Origin of the sequence: Escherichia sp. MOD1-EC6162 (genome assembly GCF_002965125.1) — a bacterium.
Taxonomy (GTDB): domain Bacteria; phylum Pseudomonadota; class Gammaproteobacteria; order Enterobacterales; family Enterobacteriaceae; genus Escherichia; species Escherichia marmotae.
Genome location: NZ_PTSB01000014.1, coordinates 1 through 20,865, shown reverse-complemented (window position 1 = coordinate 20,865; position 20,865 = coordinate 1). Strand labels below are relative to the sequence as shown.

Below are 20,865 nucleotides of genomic sequence, written 5' to 3'. Positions count from 1 at the left end.
TTATCCCGGAAATAACCGGAGCGATTATCAGGGTTTAATAAAATTAAATACCCGTAGCGCATCATTAGCGGGTTAAAACAACAATATGGACATCTTAACGATACTCTGCGCCTGCGGGTGCGGAACAGAACCCCTTACCCGATATACTTGTTATGCCTGAGGTAGCAATTGCGTTAGCGGCGTGCTGTTGCTGTAAAGTATAACGCCTATATTTTACAGTTCAGTCCTCTTTTGCTTATTACAACCTTAAGCATATCAAGCATATAAAGATAATAAGAGACTGAACAATATGGTTACCTGGACCCAAATGTATATGCCGATGGGAGGGCTGGGGCTATCCGCTCTGGTTGCCCTGATCCCGATAATATTCTTCTTCGTTGCGCTTGCGATATTACGTCTGAAAGGGCATGTCGCCGGAGCAATAACCCTTATATTATCGATATTGATTGCGATATTCGCCTTTAAAATGCCGATTGATATGGCATTTGCTGCTGCGGGATATGGTTTTATTTATGGTTTATGGCCAATCGCCTGGATTATTGTCGCGGCGGTATTCCTCTATAAATTAACCGTTGCCAGCGGCCAGTTTGATATTATCCGCAGCTCGGTTATCTCCATCACCGACGATCAACGTTTGCAGGTGTTGCTGATTGGCTTCTCTTTTGGCGCACTGTTAGAAGGAGCTGCGGGCTTTGGCGCGCCGGTGGCGATTACTGGCGCGCTGCTGGTGGGACTGGGCTTTAAACCGTTATACGCGGCGGGGCTGTGTCTGATTGCCAACACCGCGCCGGTGGCGTTTGGTGCGTTGGGCGTGCCTATTCTGGTTGCCGGTCAGGTGACTGGCATCGATCCGTTCGACATTGGCGCAATGGCGGGACGTCAGTTGCCGTTCCTGTCGGTACTGGTGCCGTTCTGGCTGGTGGCGATGATGGACGGCTGGAAAGGGGTGAAAGAGACATGGCCAGCGGCGCTGGTGGCGGGTGGTAGCTTCGCAGTTACCCAGTTCTTTACCTCTAACTACATTGGCCCGGAACTGCCGGATATTACTTCGGCGCTGGTGAGTATCGTCTCACTCTCTTTATTCCTCAAAGTCTGGCGGCCGAAAAATACCGAAACGGCAATCAGCATGGGGCAATCCGCAGGTGCGATGGTGGTGAATAAACCGTCTTCTGGCGGCCCAGTACCGTCAGAATACAGCCTTGGGCAAATCATTCGTGCGTGGTCACCGTTTTTAATCTTAACGGTGTTGGTCACCATCTGGACCATGAAGCCGTTTAAAGCGTTATTCGCTCCGGGCGGCGCGTTTTATTCGCTGGTGATTAACTTCCAGATCCCCCATTTGCATCAACAGGTACTGAAAGCGGCACCCATTGTCGCCCAACCGACGCCAATGGATGCGGTGTTTAAATTTGATCCACTCTCCGCTGGCGGAACTGCGATTTTTATCGCGGCAATTATCTCTATCTTCATTCTTGGTGTCGGGATCAAGAAAGGTATTGGCGTTTTCGCAGAAACGCTAATTAGCCTGAAGTGGCCGATATTGTCGATTGGCATGGTGCTGGCATTTGCCTTCGTGACCAACTATTCCGGCATGTCCACTACGCTGGCGCTGGTACTGGCGGGTACTGGCGTGATGTTCCCGTTCTTCTCGCCGTTCCTTGGTTGGCTGGGGGTATTTCTTACCGGCTCTGACACATCCTCGAACGCCCTGTTTGGTTCACTGCAATCAACCACCGCGCAGCAAATCAACGTCTCGGACACTCTGCTGGTGGCAGCAAATACCAGCGGCGGCGTGACCGGCAAGATGATCTCCCCGCAATCTATCGCCGTGGCCTGCGCCGCGACGGGCATGGTGGGCAGAGAATCTGAATTGTTCCGTTACACCGTGAAGCACAGTCTGATCTTTGCCAGCGTTATTGGCATTATCACGCTGCTGCAGGCATATGTGTTTACCGGAATGTTGGTTTCGTAATTCAATAGAGCCGGATGGCTGTAAATATCATCCGGCTTTTTTCATATCTGTTTCGTTATTCCGGCTAAACAATAGCAAGATTATTTCTCTATTTATTATCATCAGATCAATAATGTTTGATGATTAGATAACCAGGTAAATAATTAATGGCGTGAAAATCTGTGTTTTTTTACCACGCAAAACAAGCTGTATTAATTGTGTTCGCTTGATGAGCAAGTAGCGTGCTATCTGTTGCTTTTGCAATCGCAATCGTTAAAACTATCAATGACTTGAGATAGTAATATTGTGAATAATTGTTACTTTTTTGTTTGTTAAAAATTTTTATAAATCACCCCTCTGACATCGTATAGGGGATATTCCTATAAATTTTATCTATTTCGTTATCAATAATGCAGATTTCTTAAGAATGGAGGTTATTTTTAGAGAAGGTAAAACATAAAACTATTTCCACAGTTACGAATTTTTTAACTTTGTTTTGTCACTTGCGTTATTAATGAATAAGAAATTTAAATATAAGAAATCGCTTTTAGCGGCTATTTTAAGCGCAACCCTGTTAGCCGGTTGTGATGGCGGTGGTTCAGGCTCGTCCTCCGATACTCCGCCTGTAGATTCTGGAACAGGGTCTTTGCCGGAAGTGAAACCTGATCCAACACCAAACCCGGAGCCGACGCCTGAGCCGACGCCGGACCCAGAACCTACGCCGGATCCAACACCTGATCCTGAGCCGACACCAGAACCAGAGCCAGAACCTGTTCCCACGAAAACGGGTTATCTGACCCTGGGCGGAAGCCAGCGGGTAACTGGTGCTACCTGTAATGGTGAATCCAGCGATGGCTTTACTTTTACACCTGGCAACACCGTGAGTTGTGTGGTTGGTAGTACGACCATTGCAACTTTCAACACCCAGTCAGAAGCTGCGCGTAGCCTGCGTGCGGTTGACAAAGTGTCGTTTAGCCTCGAGGACGCGCAGGAGCTGGCGGATTCTGAAAATGAGAAAACCAACGCTATCTCTCTGTTAACTTCCAGCGACAGTTGCCCGGCGGATGCAGAACAACTTTGTCTGACCTTCTCGTCAGTGGTCGATCGCGCACGCTTTGAAAAACTGTATAAGCAAATCGATCTGGCACCGGAAGAATTCAAAAAGCTGGTAAATGAGGAAGTGGAAAACAATGTCGCGACCGATAAAGCGCCATCCACCCATACCTCACCGGTCGTGCCCGTCACGACAGAGGGAACAACGCCGGATCTGAACGCCAAATTTGTGTCAGCTAATGCGGAACAGTTTTATCAGTATCAACCTACTGAAATTATTCTCTCCGAAGGCCGCCTGGTGGATAGCCAGGGATATGGTGTTGCTGGTGTTGACTACTACACCAATTCAGGCCGTGGTGTGACAGGGGAAAATGGTGAATTTTCCTTTAGCTGGGGCGAAACCATCTCCTTTGGTATCGATACCTTTGAACTTGGCTCAGTACGCGGCAACAAGTCGACCATTGCGCTGACTGAACTGGGTGATGAAGTTCGCGGCGCGAATGTCGATCAACTGATTCATCGCTATTCGACGACCGGGCAAAATAATACCCGTGTTGTTCCGGACGATGTACGCAAGGTCTTTGCTGAATATCCCAACGTGATTAACGAGATTATCAATCTCTCGTTATCCAATGGCGCGACGCTGGATGAAGGCGATCAAACCGTTGTGCTGCCAAACGAATTTATCGAGCAGTTTAAGACGGGACAGGCCAAAGAGATCGATACCGCGATTTGTACGAAAACCGCCGGTTGTAACGAGGCTCGCTGGTTCTCGCTGACGACACGCAATGTTAATGACGGTCAGATTCAGGGCGTTATCAACAAACTGTGGGGTGTGGATACGAACTACCAATCTGTCAGCAAGTTCCATGTATTCCATGACTCCACCAACTTCTATGGCAGCACCGGTAATGCGCGCGGTCAGGCGGTGGTGAATATCTCCAACGCGGCCTTCCCGATTCTGATGGCGCGTAATGATAAAAACTACTGGCTGGCCTTTGGTGAAAAACGCGCCTGGGATAAAAACGAGCTGGCGTACATTACTGAAGCGCCTTCTCTTGTTGTGCCGGAAAACGTGACGCGCGATACCGCGACCTTCAACCTGCCGTTTATTTCGCTGGGGCAAGTCGGTGATGGCAAGCTGATGGTTATCGGTAACCCGCACTACAACAGCATTTTGCGTTGCCCTAATGGTTACAGTTGGGCCGGTGGTGTCAATGATAAAGGTGAGTGTACGCTCAGCGGTGATTCAGATGATATGAAGCACTTCATGCAGAACGTACTGCGCTACCTGTCAAACGACATCTGGCAGCCGAATACTAAGAGCACAATGACCGTGGGTACGAACCTGGAAAACGTTTATTTCAAACGTCATGGCCAGGTCACTGGGAACAGTGCTCCATTTGGCTTCCATCCGGATTTTGCAGGTATTTCTGTTAAACATTTGACCAGCTATGGCGATCTGAATCCGGAAGAAGTTCCGTTGCTGATCCTCAACGGTTTTGAATATGTGACTCAGTGGTCTGGCGATCCCTATGCAGTGCCTCTGCGTGCAGATACCAGCAAACCGAAGCTGACTCAGCAGGATGTGACCGATCTGATCGCCTATCTGAACAAAGGCGGCTCAGTGCTGATCATGGAAAACGTGATGAGCAATCTTAAGGAAGAGAGCGCGTCTGGCTTTGTGCGTCTGTTGGATGCCGCGGGTCTGTCAATGGCTCTGAACAAATCGGTGGTGAACAACGATCCGCAGGGTTATCCGGATCGCGTACGCCAACAGCGCGAAAAAGGTATCTGGGTCTATGAACGTTATCCGTTTGTCGATGGAAAACCGCCGTATACCATTGATGAAACAACGAAAGAAGTTATCTGGAAATACCAGCAAGACAACAAACCTGATGACAAGCCGAAACTGGAAGTGGCCAGTTGGCTGGAAGATGTCGATGGCGAACAGGTCAAGCGCTATGCCTTTATCGATGAGGCGGAGTTTAAAACAAAAGAGTCTCTGGAGGCGGCAAAGGCAAAAATCTTTGAAAAGTTTCCTGGATTACAGGAGTGTAAGGACTCGACATATCACTATGAGGTCAACTGCCTGGAATATCGTCCTGGTACGGGTGTTCCTGTGACGGGGACAATGTATGTTCCGCAGTATACGCAACTGAATCTTGACGCCGACACTGCGAAAGCGATGGTGCAGGCTGCGGATTTAGGCACCAACATTCAGCGCCTGTATCAACATGAGCTTTATTTCCGTACTAAAGGCAGTAAAGGCGAACGTCTGAACAGCGTCGATCTGGAACGTCTGTACCAGAACATGTCGGTCTGGCTGTGGAATGAAATTGAATATAGCTATGACAGCAGCAAGGATGACGAGCTGGGCTTTAAAACGTTCACCGAGTTCCTGAACTGCTACGCCAACAATGCCTATGCTGGCGGCACGCAGTGTTCTGATGAGCTGAAAAAATCGCTGATCGATAACAAGATGATCTACGGTGAAAGTAGCGGCAAAGCGGGCATGATGAACCCGAGCTATCCGCTCAACTATATGGAAAAACCGCTGACACGCCTGATGCTGGGGCGTTCCTGGTGGGATCTGAACATCAAAGTTGATGTCGAGAAGTATCCGGGAGCGGTATCGGCAGCGGGGCAGGAGGTTACTGAAAGCATCAGCCTGTACTCGAATCCGACCAAATGGTTTGCGGGTAACATGCAGTCTACTGGCCTGTGGGCTCCGGCTCAGAAAGAGGTCACTATTAAGTCCAATGCGGACGTTCCTGTGACTGTCACCGTGGCGCTGGCTGACGACCTGACCGGACGTGAGAAGCATGAAGTTGCTCTGAACCGTCCGCCAAAAGTGACGAAAACCTATGATCTGGATGCTCAAGGCACGGTGACCTTCAAGGTGCCTTACGGTGGTCTGATTTATATCAAGGGCAACAGCTCAAAGAATGAGTCAGCCAACTTCACCTTTACTGGCGTGGTAAAAGCACCGTTCTATAAAGATGGTAAGTGGCAACACGAGCTGAACTCCCCTGCGCCGCTAGGCGAGCTGGAGTCTGCGTCGTTCGTCTATACCACGCCGAAGAAGAACCTGAATGCCAGCAATTTCACGGGTGGCGTAAAACAATTCGCTAAGGAACTGGATACCTTTGCCAGCTCAATGAATGACTTCTACGGACGTGATGGCGAAAACGGTAAGCACCGGATGTTTACCTTTGAAAACTTGCCGGGTCACAAACACCGTTTCACCAACGATGTGCAGATCTCCATCGGTGATGCGCACTCTGGTTATCCGGTAATGAACAGCAGCTTCTCGACGAACAGCACCACGCTGCCGACGACGCCGCTGAACGACTGGCTGATCTGGCATGAAGTAGGGCATAACGCCGCAGAAACACCGCTGACTGTACCGGGCGCAACTGAAGTGGCGAACAACGTGCTGGCGCTGTACATGCAGGATCGCTATCTCGGTAAGATGAACCGTGTCGCTGACGACATTACCGTCGCGCCGGAATATCTGGACGAGAGCAACGGTCAGGCCTGGGCGCGCGGCGGTGCGGGTGACCGTCTGCTGATGTACGCACAGTTGAAGGAGTGGGCAGAGGAAAACTTTGATATCAAACAGTGGTATCCAGATGGTGACCTGCCTAAGTTCTACAGCGATCGTAAAGGGATGAAGGGCTGGAACCTGTTCCAGTTGATGCACCGTAAAGCGCGCGGCGATGAGGCAGGCAAAACCAAGTTTGGCGAAAGAAATTACTGTGCTGAGTCAAACGGTAACGCTGCTGACACGCTGATGCTGTGTGCATCCTGGGTCGCTCAGGCGGATCTTTCGGAATTCTTTAAGAAATGGAATCCGGGCGCAAATGCTTACCAGCTTCCGGGGGCAAGTGAGATGAGCTTCGAAGGTGGAGTGAGCCAGTCGGCTTACAACACGCTCGCGGCGATGCACCTGTCGAAACCGGAAAAAGGGCCGGAAACCATTAATAAGGTTACCGAGTATTCGATGCCAGCCGAATAAGCCTGTAGGCCGGATAAGGCGTTCACGCCGCATCCGGCATGAAATAAGGCGCACCGGGTCAACATATATGCCCGATGCGCCAGCTTATCGGGCCTGGAGGGAAGAAGCCGCGATTACTTGCGTTGGCAGACGCCTGTAGGCCGGATAAGGCGTTCACGCCGCATCCGGCATGAAATAAGGCGCACCGGGTCAACATATATGCCCGATGCGCCAGCTTATCGGGCCTGGAGGGAAGAAGCCGCGATTACTTGCGTTGGCAGACGCCTGTAGGCCGGATAAGGCGTTCACGCCGCATCCGGCATGAAATAAGGCGCACCGGGTCAACATATATGCCCGATGCGCCAGCTTATCGGGCCTGGAGGGAAGAAGCCGCGATTATTTGCGTTGGCAGACACCTGTAGGCCGGATAAGGCGTTCACGCCGCATCCGGCAAGTTACAACAAATAACCTTTAACCATGCTTTTTGATGTTTTTCAGCAATATCCTGCTGCGATACCTGTCCTGGCAACCGTCGGAGGATTAATCATCGGCAGTTTTTTGAATGTGGTGATCTGGCGTTACCCCATCATGCTTCGCCAACAAATGGCGGAGTTTCACGGTGAAACGCCGAGCACGCAGCTAAAAATAAGCCTGGCGCTGCCACGCTCGCATTGTCCGCATTGTCAGCAGACCATCCGCGTTCGTGACAACATTCCGCTGCTCTCCTGGCTGATGCTCAAAGGGCGCTGCCGTGATTGTCAGACGAAAATCAGCAAGCGTTATCCGCTGGTGGAGTTATTGACGGCACTCGCTTTTTTGTTGGCAAGTCTGGTCTGGCCGGAAAGTGGATGGGGGCTGGCGGTGATGATATTATCCGCCTGGCTGATTGCCGCGAGTGTCATCGACCTCGATAACCAATGGCTGCCCGATGTCTTTACTCAGGGCGTATTGTGGACGGGGCTGATTGCGGCATGGGCGCAGCAGAGTCCGTTAACGCTACAAGACGCAGTTACCGGCGTACTGGTGGGATTTATCACTTTTTACTCCCTGCGCTGGATAGCCGGAATAGTTCTGCGTAAAGAAGCATTAGGCATGGGCGATGTATTACTCTTCGCTGCTTTAGGTGGCTGGGTGGGGGCATTGTCGCTACCCCATGTTGCTTTAATTGCATCATGCTGCGGGCTGATATATGCCGTTATTACAAAAAAAGGATCAACGACGCTGCCTTTTGGACCGTGTTTAAGTCTGGGCGGTATAGCAACACTTTATTTACAGGCATTGTTTTAATGATAACCACGTCATTATCGAAGTGACATTTTTACTCTCATTAATAACCTTAGAGATTATTTACTATGTCGATAAAACAAATGCCAGGGAGGGTATTAATATCGCTATTGTTAAGCGTTACAGGATTATTAAGTGGCTGCGCAAGCCATAATGAAAACGCCAGTTTGCTGGCGAAAAAACAGGCGCAAAATATCAGCCAAAACCTGCCGATTAAATCTGCGGGATATACCTTAGTGCTGGCGCAAAGTAGCGGCACGACGGTAAAAATGACCATTATCAGCGAAGCGGGTGCTCAAACCACGCAAACGCCGGACGCGTTTTTAACCAGCTATCAACGACAAATGTGCGCTGACCCAACGGTGAAATTAATGATCACTGAGGGGATTAATTACAGCATAACGATTAATGATACACGCACAGGCAACCAGTATCAGCGGAAACTGGATCGTACCACCTGTGGAATAGTCAAAGCATAACGTCGGGTATATATAAATTGGCGCGGGTTGTTTTTCGTGACGCACGAATTTATCTCAATCAATGGCTGACTAAAATTCGTTACACTCTTAGCCAGGGACAATCTCTTAATACAGACAAAGAGCATCTGCGCAAAATTGCACGCGGGATGTTCTGGCTGATGTTGCTTATTATTTCTGCAAAAATGGCGCATTCACTCTGGCGCTATATCTCCTTTTCTGCGGAATATACGGCGATTTCCCCATCGGTGAATAAATCGACCCGTGCGGATGTAAAAACGTTCGATAAAAAAGACGTGCAATTAATCAGCCAGCAAAACTGGTTTGGCAAATATCAGCCCGTTGCTGCACTGGTAAAACAACCCGAACCGGCTCCGGTGGCAGAAACACGTCTTAACGTGGTACTGCGCGGGATCGCCTTTGGTGCCAGACCCGGCGCGGTTATTGAAGAAGGCGGCAAACAGCAGGTCTATTTGCTGGGCGAACGGCTTGACTCTCACAACGCGGTGATCGAAGAGATTTATCGCGATCATGTGGTGCTGCGTTATCAGGGAAAAATGGAGCGCCTGAGTCTGGCAGAAGAGGAGCGTTCCACCGTTGCCGTGACCAATGAAAAAACCGTCAGTGACGAAGCAAAGCAAACAGCCGCTGAACCTGCCGCCAGCACGCCAGTTGAGATCCCGGCTGCCGTGCGCCAGGCACTGGCGAAAGACCCGCAGAAAATTTTTAACTATATCCAGCTTACGCCTGTGCGTAAGGAGGGGATTGTCGGTTATGCAGTGAAGCCGGGGGCAGATCGTTCTCTGTTCGATGCCAGCGGTTTTAAGGAAGGCGATATTGCCATTGCGCTAAATCAGCAGGATTTCACTGATCCACGAGCAATGATTGCTCTGATGCGGCAGTTACCTTCAATGGATTCCATTCAACTCACGGTTTTACGCAAGGGTGCGCGCTACGACATTTCCATCGCGCTGCGCTAACCGCATTTAATCCAGGAGAATCATTCATCGTGTTTTGGCGTGATATTACGTTGTCGATCTGGCGTAAGAAGACAACTGGCCTCAAAACAAAAAAGCGTTTACTGCCGCTGATGCTGGCAGCGGCATTATGCAGTTCACCAGTTTGGGCGGAAGAAGCCACTTTTACCGCCAATTTTAAAGATACCGACCTGAAATCGTTTATCGAAACCGTCGGCGCTAACCTCAATAAAACCATCATTATGGGGCCGGGCGTTCAGGGGAAAGTGAGTATTCGTACTATGACCCCGCTCAATGAACGCCAGTATTACCAGCTATTCCTTAACCTGCTGGAAGCGCAGGGGTATGCCGTCGTGCCGATGGAAAACGACGTGCTGAAGGTGGTGAAATCCAGCGCCGCAAAAGTCGAGCCGTTGCCGCTGGTCGGTGAAGGTAACGATAACTACGCGGGCGATGAAATGGTCACTAAAGTGGTGCCGGTACGTAATGTGTCTGTACGCGAACTGGCACCGATTCTGCGCCAGATGATCGACAGCGCGGGTTCTGGCAACGTCGTTAATTACGATCCCTCCAACGTGATTATGCTTACCGGACGCGCCTCGGTTGTGGAACGGCTGACGGAAGTGATTCAGCGCGTGGATCATGCGGGAAACCGCACCGAAGAGGTGATCCCGCTGGATAACGCCTCGGCCTCGGAAATTGCCCGCGTGCTGGAAAGCTTGACCAAAAACAGCGGCGAGAACCAACCAGCAACGCTGAAATCACAGATTGTTGCTGATGAACGCACTAACAGCGTCATTGTCAGCGGCGATCCCGCTACGCGAGACAAAATGCGCCGTCTGATCCGTCGCCTGGATTCAGAAATGGAGCGCAGCGGCAACAGCCAGGTGTTCTATCTCAAATACAGCAAAGCGGAAGATCTGGTCGATGTTCTGAAACAGGTCAGCGGCACGCTCACCGCCGCTAAAGAAGAGGCGGAAGGCACGGTCAGTAGCGGACGTGAGGTTGTTTCTATTGCCGCCAGCAAACACAGTAATGCCCTGATTGTGACCGCGCCGCAGGACATCATGCAGTCGCTGCAAAGCGTGATTGAACAACTGGATATCCGCCGTGCTCAGGTGCATGTCGAGGCGTTGATCGTGGAGGTTGCCGAAGGCAGCAATATCAACTTCGGCGTGCAGTGGGCGTCGAAAGATGCCGGATTAATGCAGTTTGCCAACGGCACGCAGATCCCTATCGGCACGCTAGGGGCGGCGATTTCTCAGGCGAAGCCGCAGAAAGGTTCCACGGTGATCAGCGAAAACGGTGCCACCACCATTAACCCGGATACCAACGGTGACCTCTCCACGCTCGCCCAGCTACTTTCCGGCTTTAGCGGTACGGCGGTTGGCGTGGTGAAAGGCGACTGGATGGCGCTGGTGCAGGCGGTTAAAAACGACTCCAGCTCTAACGTCCTTTCTACGCCGAGCATCACCACGCTGGACAACCAGGAAGCCTTCTTCATGGTGGGTCAGGACGTTCCGGTATTAACCGGTTCTACCGTTGGCTCCAATAACAGCAATCCTTTCAACACGGTAGAAAGGAAAAAAGTCGGCATCATGCTGAAGGTCACGCCGCAGATTAACGAAGGTAACGCGGTACAGATGGTGATTGAGCAGGAAGTGTCGAAGGTGGAAGGACAGACCAGCCTCGATGTGGTGTTTGGCGAGCGCAAACTGAAAACTACCGTGCTGGCTAACGATGGTGAGCTGATTGTGCTTGGCGGTCTGATGGACGACCAGGCGGGAGAAAGCGTGGCGAAAGTGCCGTTGTTGGGCGATATCCCGTTGATTGGCAACCTGTTTAAGTCCACGGCAGATAAAAAAGAAAAACGTAATCTGATGGTGTTTATCCGCCCGACCATTCTGCGTGACGGTATGGCGGCAGACGGCGTTTCGCAGCGCAAATATAACTATATGCGCGCCGAGCAGATCTATCGCGATGAGCAAGGCTTAAGCCTGATGCCGAACACTGCGCAGCCGGTACTACCAGCGCAAAACCAGGCCTTACCGCCGGAAGTTCGCGCGTTCCTCAATGCCGGGAGAACGCGTTAATGGTGCCTGTAGCACAGGAAACCTCCGCTAACACCGTGCGTCTGCCCTACAGTTTCAGCCGTCGGTTTAGCCTGGTGGCATGGTGCGAAGCGTCGCTGGAGATCCTCCATGTTCATCCGTTGTCGCTCTCTGTTTTGCAGGAGCTGCAACGGGGGCTGAACGCGCCCTTTACGCTGCGGCAAATCGACGAGGCCGAATTTGAACAGCGGCTGAATGCGGTCTGGCAGCGGGACTCTTCCGAAGCTCGCCAGTTGATGGAAGATCTCGGTTCCGCCGAGGACTTCTTTACCCTCGCAGAAGAGCTGCCAGAAACGGAAGATTTGCTGGAAAGTGACGACGATGCGCCGATCATCAAACTGATCAACGCCATGCTGGCAGAGGCAATTAAAGAAGGCGCTTCGGATATCCACATTGAGACGTTTGAAAAGAGTCTGGTGATCCGTTTTCGTGTAGACGGAACGCTACATGAAATGCTGCGTCCCGGGCGCAAACTGGCCTCGCTGCTGGTGTCGCGTATCAAGGTGATGGCGCGGCTGGACATTGCCGAAAAGCGCGTGCCGCAGGATGGACGTATTGCGCTGCTGCTGGGCGGTCGGGCGATTGACGTGCGTGTCTCCACCATGCCTTCTGCCTGGGGTGAGCGCGTGGTGCTGCGACTGCTGGACAAAAACCAGGCCCGCCTGACGCTGGAGCGTCTGGGGCTGAGTCATGAATTGACCGCGCAGTTGCGCCAGTTACTGCACAAACCGCACGGCATCTTTCTGGTGACGGGGCCGACGGGTTCTGGCAAAAGCACCACGCTGTACGCCGGATTGCAGGAGCTGAACAACCACTCGCGCAACATTCTCACGGTTGAAGACCCCATCGAATACATGATTGAAGGGATCGGTCAGACGCAGGTCAACACCCGTGTCGGCATGACCTTCGCCCGTGGCCTGCGTGCGATTTTGCGTCAGGACCCGGATGTAGTGATGGTCGGTGAGATCCGCGATACCGAAACCGCAGAAATCGCCGTTCAGGCGTCGCTTACGGGGCACCTGGTTCTTTCCACGTTGCATACCAACACGGCGGTGGGGGCAATCACGCGTTTGCAGGATATGGGCGTAGAGCCTTTCCTGCTCTCTTCCAGTCTGACGGGCGTGATGGCGCAGCGACTGGTTCGCACGCTGTGCCCCGACTGCCGCCAGCCCGCACCTGCTACCGACGAAGAAAAACGCCTGTTGGGGATTACCGATGCGCGAACCGTCACTCTGTACCATCCGCAGGGCTGCCCCGCCTGTAATCACAAAGGTTTTCGTGGGCGTACCGCCATCCATGAGCTGATCGTGGTGGACGCCACATTGCGTGATTTGATCCACCGTCAGGCCGGGGAACTGGAGCTGGAACGTTATGTCCGGCAACACTCTGCGGGTATCCGCAGCAACGGCATTGAGAAAGTACTCGCCGGAGAAACCTCTCTCGATGAAGTGCTGCGGGTAACGATGGAGGCGTAATGGCACTGTTTTACTATCAGGCACTACAGCGTAATGGCCGCAAAACCAAAGGCATGATTGAGGCGGATTCCGCGCGTCATGCCCGCCAGTTGTTGCGCGCTAAAGACCTCATTCCCGTGCACATTGAAGCCCGGCTGAATGCTTCGTCAGGGGGAATGTTGCAGCGTCGGCGGCACGCACATCGTCGTGTGGCGGCGGCAGATCTGGCGCTGTTCACCCGCCAACTGGCAACGTTGGTTCAGGCAGCAATGCCGCTGGAAACCTGCTTACAGGCGGTCAGTGAGCAAAGCGAAAAACTGCATGTGAAAAGTCTGGGAATGGCGCTGCGCAGCCGGATTCAGGAGGGGTACACCCTGTCGGACAGCCTGCGCGAACATCCCCGCGTCTTTGATTCTCTGTTTTGTTCGATGGTGGCTGCCGGAGAAAAATCCGGGCATCTCGATGTGGTGCTCAATCGCCTGGCGGATTACACCGAACAGCGCCAGCGCCTGAAATCACGACTGCTGCAGGCCATGCTCTACCCGCTGGTGCTGTTGGTGGTGGCAACGGGTGTGGTCACTATTTTGCTGACGGCGGTGGTGCCGAAAATTATCGAACAGTTCGATCACCTCGGACACGCGCTGCCCGCCTCCACCCGCACCCTTATCGCCATGAGCGACGCCTTACAAGCCAGCGGCGTTTATTGGCTGGCGGGATTGCTGGGGCTTCTGGTGCTGGGGCAACGACTACTCAAAAAGCCGACTATGCGGCTGCGCTGGGATAAAACTTTGCTGCGCCTGCCCGTGACGGGGCGGGTTGCTCGCGGGCTGAATACGGCGCGTTTTTCCCGCACTTTAAGCATCCTCACCGCCAGCAGTGTTCCGCTGCTGGAAGGCATTCAGACCGCTGCCGCCGTGTCGGCAAATCGCTATGTCGAGCAGCAACTGCTACTGGCGGCAGATCGCGTCCGCGAAGGAAGCAGTCTGCGCGCCGCGCTGGCGGATCTGCGCCTGTTCCCGCCGATGATGTTGTACATGATCGCCTCTGGTGAACAGAGCGGCGAGCTGGAAACCATGCTTGAACAGGCCGCGGTCAACCAGGAACGGGAGTTTGATACCCAGGTGGGGCTGGCGTTAGGGCTGTTTGAACCGGCGCTGGTGGTGATGATGGCGGGCGTGGTGCTGTTTATCGTCATCGCCATCCTCGAACCGATGCTGCAACTGAACAATATGGTTGGAATGTAATTTACGGAGTTATCACATGAATTCGTTATCCCGCACGCAAAAACCACGGGCAGGTTTTACCCTACTGGAAGTGATGGTGGTGATTGTTATTCTTGGCGTCCTGGCAAGTCTGGTGGTGCCTAACCTGCTGGGCAACAAAGAGAAAGCGGACAGGCAAAAAGCCATCAGCGATATCGTGGCGCTGGAAAACGCGCTGGACATGTACCGGCTGGATAACGGGCGTTATCCAACCACCGAGCAGGGGCTTGAGGCGCTGATCCAGCAACCGGCCAATATGGCAGATTCTCGCAACTACCGTACCGGTGGGTACATTAAACGGCTACCAAAAGATCCGTGGGGCAATGATTATCAGTATCTCAGCCCGGGTGAAAAAGGGATGTTTGATGTTTACACCTTAGGGGCGGATGGTCAGGAAAACGGAGAAGGGGCTGCCGCAGATATCGGTAACTGGAATTTACAGGAGTTTCAGTAATCAGTGCCTGGACGCGGATTCACTCTTCTGGAAATCATGCTGGTGATTTTCCTGATCGGCCTTGCCAGTGCAGGCGTGGTACAGACTTTTGCGACCGATTCTGAATCGCCTGCGAAAAAAGCGGCGCAGGATTTTCTGACTCGCTTTGCGCAGTTTAAGGACAAGGCAGTGATCGAAGGGCAAACACTCGGTGTGCTAATCGACCCGCGTGGCTACCAGTTTATGCAGCGTCGTCAGGGGCAGTGGTTGCCCGTTTCCGCGCCCCGGTTATCGGCACAGGTTACGGTGCCGAAACAGGTGCAGATGCTGTTACAACCCGGAAGTGATATCTGGCAGAAGGAGTATGCGCTGGAGCTGCAACGTCGTCGCCTGACGCTGCATGATATTGAACTGGAGCTGCAAAAAGAGGCGAAAAAGAAGACACCGCAAATCCGCTTCTCGCCTTTTGAACCTGCCACACCGTTTACGCTGCGCTTTTATTCTGCGGCGCAAAACGAATGCCAGGCGGTGAAACTGGCGCACGATGGCGCGTTATCTCTCAGTCAATGTGATGAGAGGATGCCATGAAGCGCGGATTTACGTTGCTGGAAGTGATGATCGCACTGGCGATTTTTGCGCTGGCTGCCACGGCGGTATTACAGATCGCCAGCGGCGCGCTAAACAATCAGCAGGTTCTTGAGGAGAAAACGGTAGCTGGCTGGGTGGCCGAAAACCAGATCGCACTGCTCTACCTGATGACCCGCGAACAGCGGGCGGTCAGGCATCAGGGCGAGAGCGATATGGCAGGAAACCGCTGGTACTGGCGAACGATCCCACTGAATACAGGCAACGCGTTGCTCCAGGCGGTGGATATTGAAGTCAGCCTTCACGAAGACTTTTCGCCGGTGGTTCAGTCACGGCGCGCCTGGTTTAGCGCCGTGGGAGGCCAACAGTGAAAAGGATTCGCCCTGGTTTTACGTTACTGGAAATGCTGGTGGCAATTGCCATTTTTGCCTCACTGGCATTGATGGCGCAGCAGGTGACAAACGGTGTCACGCGCGTGAATAGCGCCGTCGCGGAGCACGATCAAAAACTCAACCTCATGCAGCAAACGATGAGTTTTCTGACCCATGATCTGACCCAAATGATGCCGCGTCTGGTAAGAGGCGAGCAGGGCCAGAGGGAACCGGCGTTACTGGCGGGTGCAGGCGTGCTGGCGTCTGAGAGTGAAGGGATGCGCTTTGTGCGTGGCGGCGTGGTTAATCCGTTGATGCGCCTGCCGCGCAGTAATCTGCTCACTGTCGGTTACCGCATTCATGACGGTTACCTTGAACGGTTAGCCTGGCCGCTGACCGATGCAGCAGGCAGCGTGAGGCCAACAACGCAAAAATTAATTCCGGCAGATTCGCTCCGTTTGCAGTTCTACGACGGCACGCGCTGGCAGGCGAGTTGGTCGTCAGGGCAGGCGCTCCCTGTGGCGGTGCGCATGACTCTGCATTCGCCGCAATGGGGCGAGATTGAACGCATCTGGTTGTTACGTGGGCCGCAATTATCATGATCACCTCACCACCAAAACGCGGAATGGCACTGGTCGTGGTGCTGGTATTGCTGGCGGTCATAATGCTGGTAACCATCACACTTTCCGGGCGGATGCAGCAACAGCTTGGGCGAACGCGCAGCCAGCAGGAGTACCAGCAGGCACTGTGGTACAGCGCCAGTGCAGAAAGCCTGGCGCTGAGCGCGCTCAGCCTGAGCCTGAAAAATGAACAACGCGTGTATCTGGCACAGCCGTGGGCTTCCGGCCCCCGTTTTTTCCCACTGCCGCAGGGGCAAATTGCCGTCACCCTGCGTGACGCACAGGCCTGCTTTAATCTGAATGCTCTCGCACAGTCGACGACGGCGACGCGTCCGCTTGCGGTGCAACAGTTGATTGCCTTGATCACGCGTCTCGATGTGCCTGCTTATCGGGCTGAGCTGATAGCCGAAAGTCTGTGGGAGTTTATTGACGAAGATCGCAGCGTGCAAACGCGGCTGGGTCGTGAAGACAGTGAGTATCTCGCCCGCTCGGTGCCGTTCTACGCCGCGAATCAACCGCTGGCGGATATCAGCGAAATGCGTGTGGTGCAGGGAATGGACGCCGGACTTTATCAAAAACTCAAACCGCTGGTCTGTGCGCTACCGATGACCCACCAACAAATCAACATCAACACCTTAGAGGTCGCGCAAAGCGTGATTCTTGAGGCGCTGTTCGACCCGTGGTTAAGCCCTGTTCAGGCGCGAGCATTATTACAACAACGTCCGGCGAAGGGCTGGGAAGATGTCGATCAGTTTCTTGCACAGCCGCTACTCGCTGACGTCGATGAGCGTACAAAAAAACAGCTAAAAACCGTCCTGAGCGTGGACAGCAACTACTTCTGGCTGCGTTCAGATATCACCGTGAATGAGATTGAACTGACGATGAATTCGTTAATTGTCCGCATGGGGCCACAACACTTTTCGGTTCTCTGGCATCAGACAGGAGAAAGTGAGTGAGTTCCATGCTTGAGATTTTTTTCCCGCTTTGCGCCTCTGACTCCATTCGTTGGCAGCGCCGTTCCGCCGACGTGGAGCACGGCATCTGGCCTGACATTGCCGACGAGCAGCTTCAGCAATGGCTGCAAACTGATACGATTCGGCTCTACATTCCCGGCGAATGGATCAGCATCTGGCAGGTTGAACTGCCAGATGTTCCCCGTAAGCAGATACCGACTATTCTGCCCGCCTTACTGGAAGAAGAGCTGAACCAGGATATTGATGAACTGCATTTTGCGCCGTTGAAAATCGACCAGCAACTGGCAACCGTAGCAGTGATTCACCAACAGCATATGCGCAACATTGCGCAGTGGTTGCAGGCAAACGGCATCACCCGCGCTACCGTCGCGCCGGACTGGATGTCCATTCCTTGTGGCTCTATGGCTGGCGATGCGCAACGGGTTATCTGCCGCATCGATGAATGTCGGGGATGGAGTGCCGGGTGGGCGCTGGCTCCGGTCATGTTCCGCGCACAGCTCAATGAGCAGGAATCACCGCTTTCGTTAACCGTGGTCGGCATTGCACCGGAAGAGCTATCTGCATGGGCTGGCGCAGACGCCGGACGCCTGACGATCACGTCTCTGCCCGCTATTACCACCTGCGGTGAACCAGAAGGGAACCTGCTGACAGGGCAGTGGCAACCTCGCGTCAGCTACCGAAAACAGTGGGCGCGCTGGCGGGTGATGGTTCTGCCTGTATTGCTGATTCTGGTTGCGCTGGCAGTGGAACGGGGCGTGACATTATGGAGCGTCAGCGAACAGGTGGCGCAAAGCCGCGCCCAGGCAGAGAAACAGTTCTTAACGTTGTTCCCGGAGCAGAAGCGGATTGTGAATTTGCGCTCTCAGGTGACGATGGCGATGAAAAAATATCGCCCACAGACTGACGATACCAGGCTACTTGCCGAGTTGTCAGCGATCGCCAGCACCCTGAAATCGGCATCACTTTCCGACATTGAGATGCGTGGTTTCTCCTTTGATCAAAAACGCCAGACGCTCCACCTTCAGTTGCGGGCAGCGAGCTTTGCCAGTTTCGACAAACTGCGTAGCGCACTGGCGGCAGATTATGTTGTGCAACAGGACGCGTTACAGAAAGAGGGTGATGCGGTTTCCGGCGGCGTAACGTTGCGGAGGAAATAACATGTTACGCGATAAATTGATTCACTATTTTCAGCAATGGCGTGAGCGCCAGTTAAGCCGTGGCGAACACTGGCTGGCACAACACCTGGCGGGGCGTTCGCCGCGCGAAAAGGGCATGTTACTGGCCGCGGCGGCGTTCCTGTTTAGCGCCGGATATTACGTCCTCATCTGGCAGCCGTTGAGCGAACGGATAGAGCAACAGGAGACGATGTTGCAGCAACTGGAGGTGATGAACACCCGACTGAAACGCGCCGCACCGGATATTATCGCAGCGCGAAAATCCGGCACGACAACGCCTGCACAGGTATCGCGGGTTATCAGTGACAGCGCTTCCGCGCATTCTGTGGTCATCAAGCGGATAGCCGAGCGTGGGGAGAATATCCAGGTCTGGATAGATCCGGTGGTGTTTAATGACCTGCTGAACTGGTTAAACGCACTGGATGAAAAGTATGCGCTGCGGGTGACACAAATTGATGTCAGTGCAGGTGAGAAGCCAGGAATGGTGAATGTGCAGCGACTGGAGTTTAGGCGGGGGTAGGTGTTGCCATCCTTGTCATAGTCATCCCCTTAACTCCACCTGATAACCCTTAGCCCAATGGTGAGTGCGGAACTGTCAAACTCGCTCACCGGGCTGAGTATTGATGTCGTAAGAATGAGTCCTCCTTCCATACCATCATGGAGTGTTCAGCAATACTGCAGAAATTCGTTTCTCACTATTTAACCCCCGTTAATCAATACTTTTCCTGACTGCAAATACGCTTAAGAGTGGTGATATATTACCAGTATTAATAGATTTCATAAATCATTGAGTGGTAATTGATAGGGCAAAACATATAGGATAATTATTAACTGATCTGTATTTTGTGTAGCCTGGAAATTGATAAAATTCCTGGAGACAATCAGGAAGTAAATTTTAAATAAAAAAACAATTTCCACAGAAATTATTAATCAATTTTAAACATTATCCCGTTTGATATATCAATCTGAGGATAGTGCTGGTCATAATACAGGTCAAAATGCACGCAGCAAATAATCATGTTGTATATTTTAATTGATAGAAATAGTTTCTGTAGGTATTACTTCGCGTGAGCTAAATAAAACTATTTCAGTGTGATCTTAATCACAAATATTACTGTATCAGGTATATAGGAGATATAAACAAGCAGTGAATGAGTGAATTTTAAATAGGGAAATAGTTTTGCAGAAAACAATTTAAGGGTAATAAATCGCGTGCGTTCTGAGATAAGGCAGATTGCAGGTGTTGTTGCACACCAAATTCTTATGAGGATTTATAATCAAGTAGTTAATATTGGTAATAAATAATAATTTTCTCGCGAAATTAACAAATCGTTATGAAGATATGTGTTCCGGTGTAATCCAGGATGCATGAAGCTTTGTGTCTTTTTTTAGCCATAAAGAGTAGTCACAAAGAGGTAGAAATAACGATGGGGCATTTTCATGGGAATTAACTCTACATTCTGAAATGGCTTGTTTTCCTGACATTCCAGGAAGACCGAATACATTCATGCCTGAAGAATAGGATAGAGAAAAGAGACAGAAATAAACCAATTTATCCCTGCCGAAATAATTTCCGGCGAAATTGGTCGCGGGTGCTACAAAGTGCCTGATTGGTCTGAATAAAATTTATCCAGTTACAAACAAGTATTACCTCCAGTGTATTGGTAGCTGTTAAGCCAGGGGCGGTAGCGTACCTGAAGAGATTAGGATCACATCATCAAATGGCAAGAAGTGGATTTGAAGTCCAGAAAGTCACCGTAGAGGCATTATTTCTACGAGAAATACGAACACGCTTTGGTAAGTTCCGTCTGGGATATTTGTGGGCGATTCTCGAACCCTCTGCGCATTTGCTGATACTGTTGGGCATTTTTGGTTACATTATGCACCGCACGATGCCAGACATCTCATTCCCGGTGTTTTTACTTAATTTTTTTGTTTTTGATAGATTATAACTGTTTTTATAACGGTTTTTATGTATTTTAATAACTAGAGTGTTTGTGGGATTTTCATTGCTTTATCAATGTGTTTAAATTTGTGCTTCTTAAGTTGTGAACTGTGTTTTTAAATTCAAATTTGGTGAGTGCGTTTTTTGTATAATCTAATATTATACTAATCGGTTCATGTGAAAAAATTTTAATG

The 20,865-nt window shown here is 51.8% G+C and carries 15 protein-coding genes and 1 pseudogene; all 16 read left to right on the top strand.

The window, feature by feature from the left end; genetic code table 11:
• Positions 1 to 289 precede the first annotated feature (289 nt).
• Positions 290 to 1,972 (top strand): glycolate permease GlcA, encoded by a 1,683-nt coding sequence (glcA, locus tag A9587_RS13215; protein WP_000259271.1) that lies wholly within the window; start codon positions 290 to 292, stop codon positions 1,970 to 1,972.
• Positions 1,973 to 2,465: 493 nt separating this feature from the next.
• Positions 2,466 to 7,025: a lipoprotein metalloprotease SslE gene (sslE, locus tag A9587_RS13205; RefSeq protein WP_105263496.1), complete on the top strand. Its 4,560-nt coding sequence runs from the start codon at positions 2,466 to 2,468 to the stop codon at positions 7,023 to 7,025.
• Between the two features lie 456 nt (positions 7,026 to 7,481).
• Entirely contained in the window at positions 7,482 to 8,291 is an 810-nt protein-coding gene (gene pppA / locus A9587_RS13185) for a prepilin peptidase PppA (RefSeq protein WP_105263495.1), read from the top strand.
• A 65-nt stretch (positions 8,292 to 8,356) separates the two neighbouring features.
• Positions 8,357 to 8,767, top strand: a complete 411-nt coding sequence (gene gspS2 / locus A9587_RS13180; RefSeq protein ID WP_001309757.1) for a type II secretion system pilot lipoprotein GspS-beta — start codon at positions 8,357 to 8,359, stop codon at positions 8,765 to 8,767.
• Positions 8,768 to 8,784: 17 nt separating this feature from the next.
• Positions 8,785 to 9,744, top strand: a complete 960-nt coding sequence (gspC, locus tag A9587_RS13175) for a type II secretion system protein GspC (protein ID WP_000135106.1) — start codon at positions 8,785 to 8,787, stop codon at positions 9,742 to 9,744.
• A gap of 29 nt (positions 9,745 to 9,773) precedes the next feature.
• A complete protein-coding gene (gspD, locus tag A9587_RS13170) occupies positions 9,774 to 11,834 on the top strand; it encodes a type II secretion system secretin GspD (RefSeq protein WP_000498809.1) in 2,061 nt (686 codons plus the stop codon).
• Positions 11,834 to 13,327, top strand: a complete 1,494-nt coding sequence (gspE, locus tag A9587_RS13165; protein ID WP_000249315.1) for a type II secretion system ATPase GspE — start codon at positions 11,834 to 11,836, stop codon at positions 13,325 to 13,327. The genes gspD and gspE overlap by 1 nt, the downstream gene beginning before the upstream one ends.
• Entirely contained in the window at positions 13,327 to 14,550 is a 1,224-nt protein-coding gene (gspF, locus tag A9587_RS13160; protein ID WP_016262541.1) for a type II secretion system inner membrane protein GspF, read from the top strand. The genes gspE and gspF overlap by 1 nt, the downstream gene beginning before the upstream one ends.
• Before the next feature lie 16 nt (positions 14,551 to 14,566).
• A complete protein-coding gene (gene gspG, locus A9587_RS13155; protein ID WP_001517083.1) occupies positions 14,567 to 15,022 on the top strand; it encodes a type II secretion system major pseudopilin GspG in 456 nt (151 codons plus the stop codon).
• Between the two features lie 3 nt (positions 15,023 to 15,025).
• The gene (gene gspH, locus A9587_RS13150; protein ID WP_105263494.1) at positions 15,026 to 15,589 is read left to right on the top strand and encodes a type II secretion system minor pseudopilin GspH; all 564 of its coding nucleotides are present in this window, start codon (positions 15,026 to 15,028) and stop codon (positions 15,587 to 15,589) included.
• On the top strand, positions 15,586 to 15,957 hold the full coding sequence (gspI, locus tag A9587_RS13145) for a type II secretion system minor pseudopilin GspI (RefSeq protein ID WP_000820075.1): 372 nt from the start codon (positions 15,586 to 15,588) through the stop codon (positions 15,955 to 15,957). Before gspH ends, gspI begins: the two co-directional genes overlap by 4 nt.
• Positions 15,954 to 16,559: a type II secretion system minor pseudopilin GspJ gene (gene gspJ / locus A9587_RS13140; protein ID WP_000822465.1), complete on the top strand. Its 606-nt coding sequence runs from the start codon at positions 15,954 to 15,956 to the stop codon at positions 16,557 to 16,559. The genes gspI and gspJ overlap by 4 nt, the downstream gene beginning before the upstream one ends.
• The gene (gene gspK / locus A9587_RS13135) at positions 16,556 to 17,533 is read left to right on the top strand and encodes a type II secretion system minor pseudopilin GspK (protein ID WP_000633185.1); all 978 of its coding nucleotides are present in this window, start codon (positions 16,556 to 16,558) and stop codon (positions 17,531 to 17,533) included. Before gspJ ends, gspK begins: the two co-directional genes overlap by 4 nt.
• On the top strand, positions 17,530 to 18,708 hold the full coding sequence (gspL, locus tag A9587_RS13130; protein ID WP_105263493.1) for a type II secretion system protein GspL: 1,179 nt from the start codon (positions 17,530 to 17,532) through the stop codon (positions 18,706 to 18,708). Before gspK ends, gspL begins: the two co-directional genes overlap by 4 nt.
• A 1-nt stretch (position 18,709) precedes the next feature.
• Positions 18,710 to 19,246 carry a GspM family type II secretion system protein YghD gene (yghD, locus tag A9587_RS13125; protein ID WP_105263492.1) on the top strand — a complete coding sequence of 179 codons (537 nt, stop codon included), beginning with the start codon at positions 18,710 to 18,712 and terminating at the stop codon, positions 19,244 to 19,246.
• Between the two features lie 1,201 nt (positions 19,247 to 20,447).
• Positions 20,448 to 20,675 (top strand): annotated as a pseudogene (locus A9587_RS13120) (ABC transporter permease); the annotation flags it as partial.
• Positions 20,676 to 20,865: the final 190 nt, after the last annotated feature.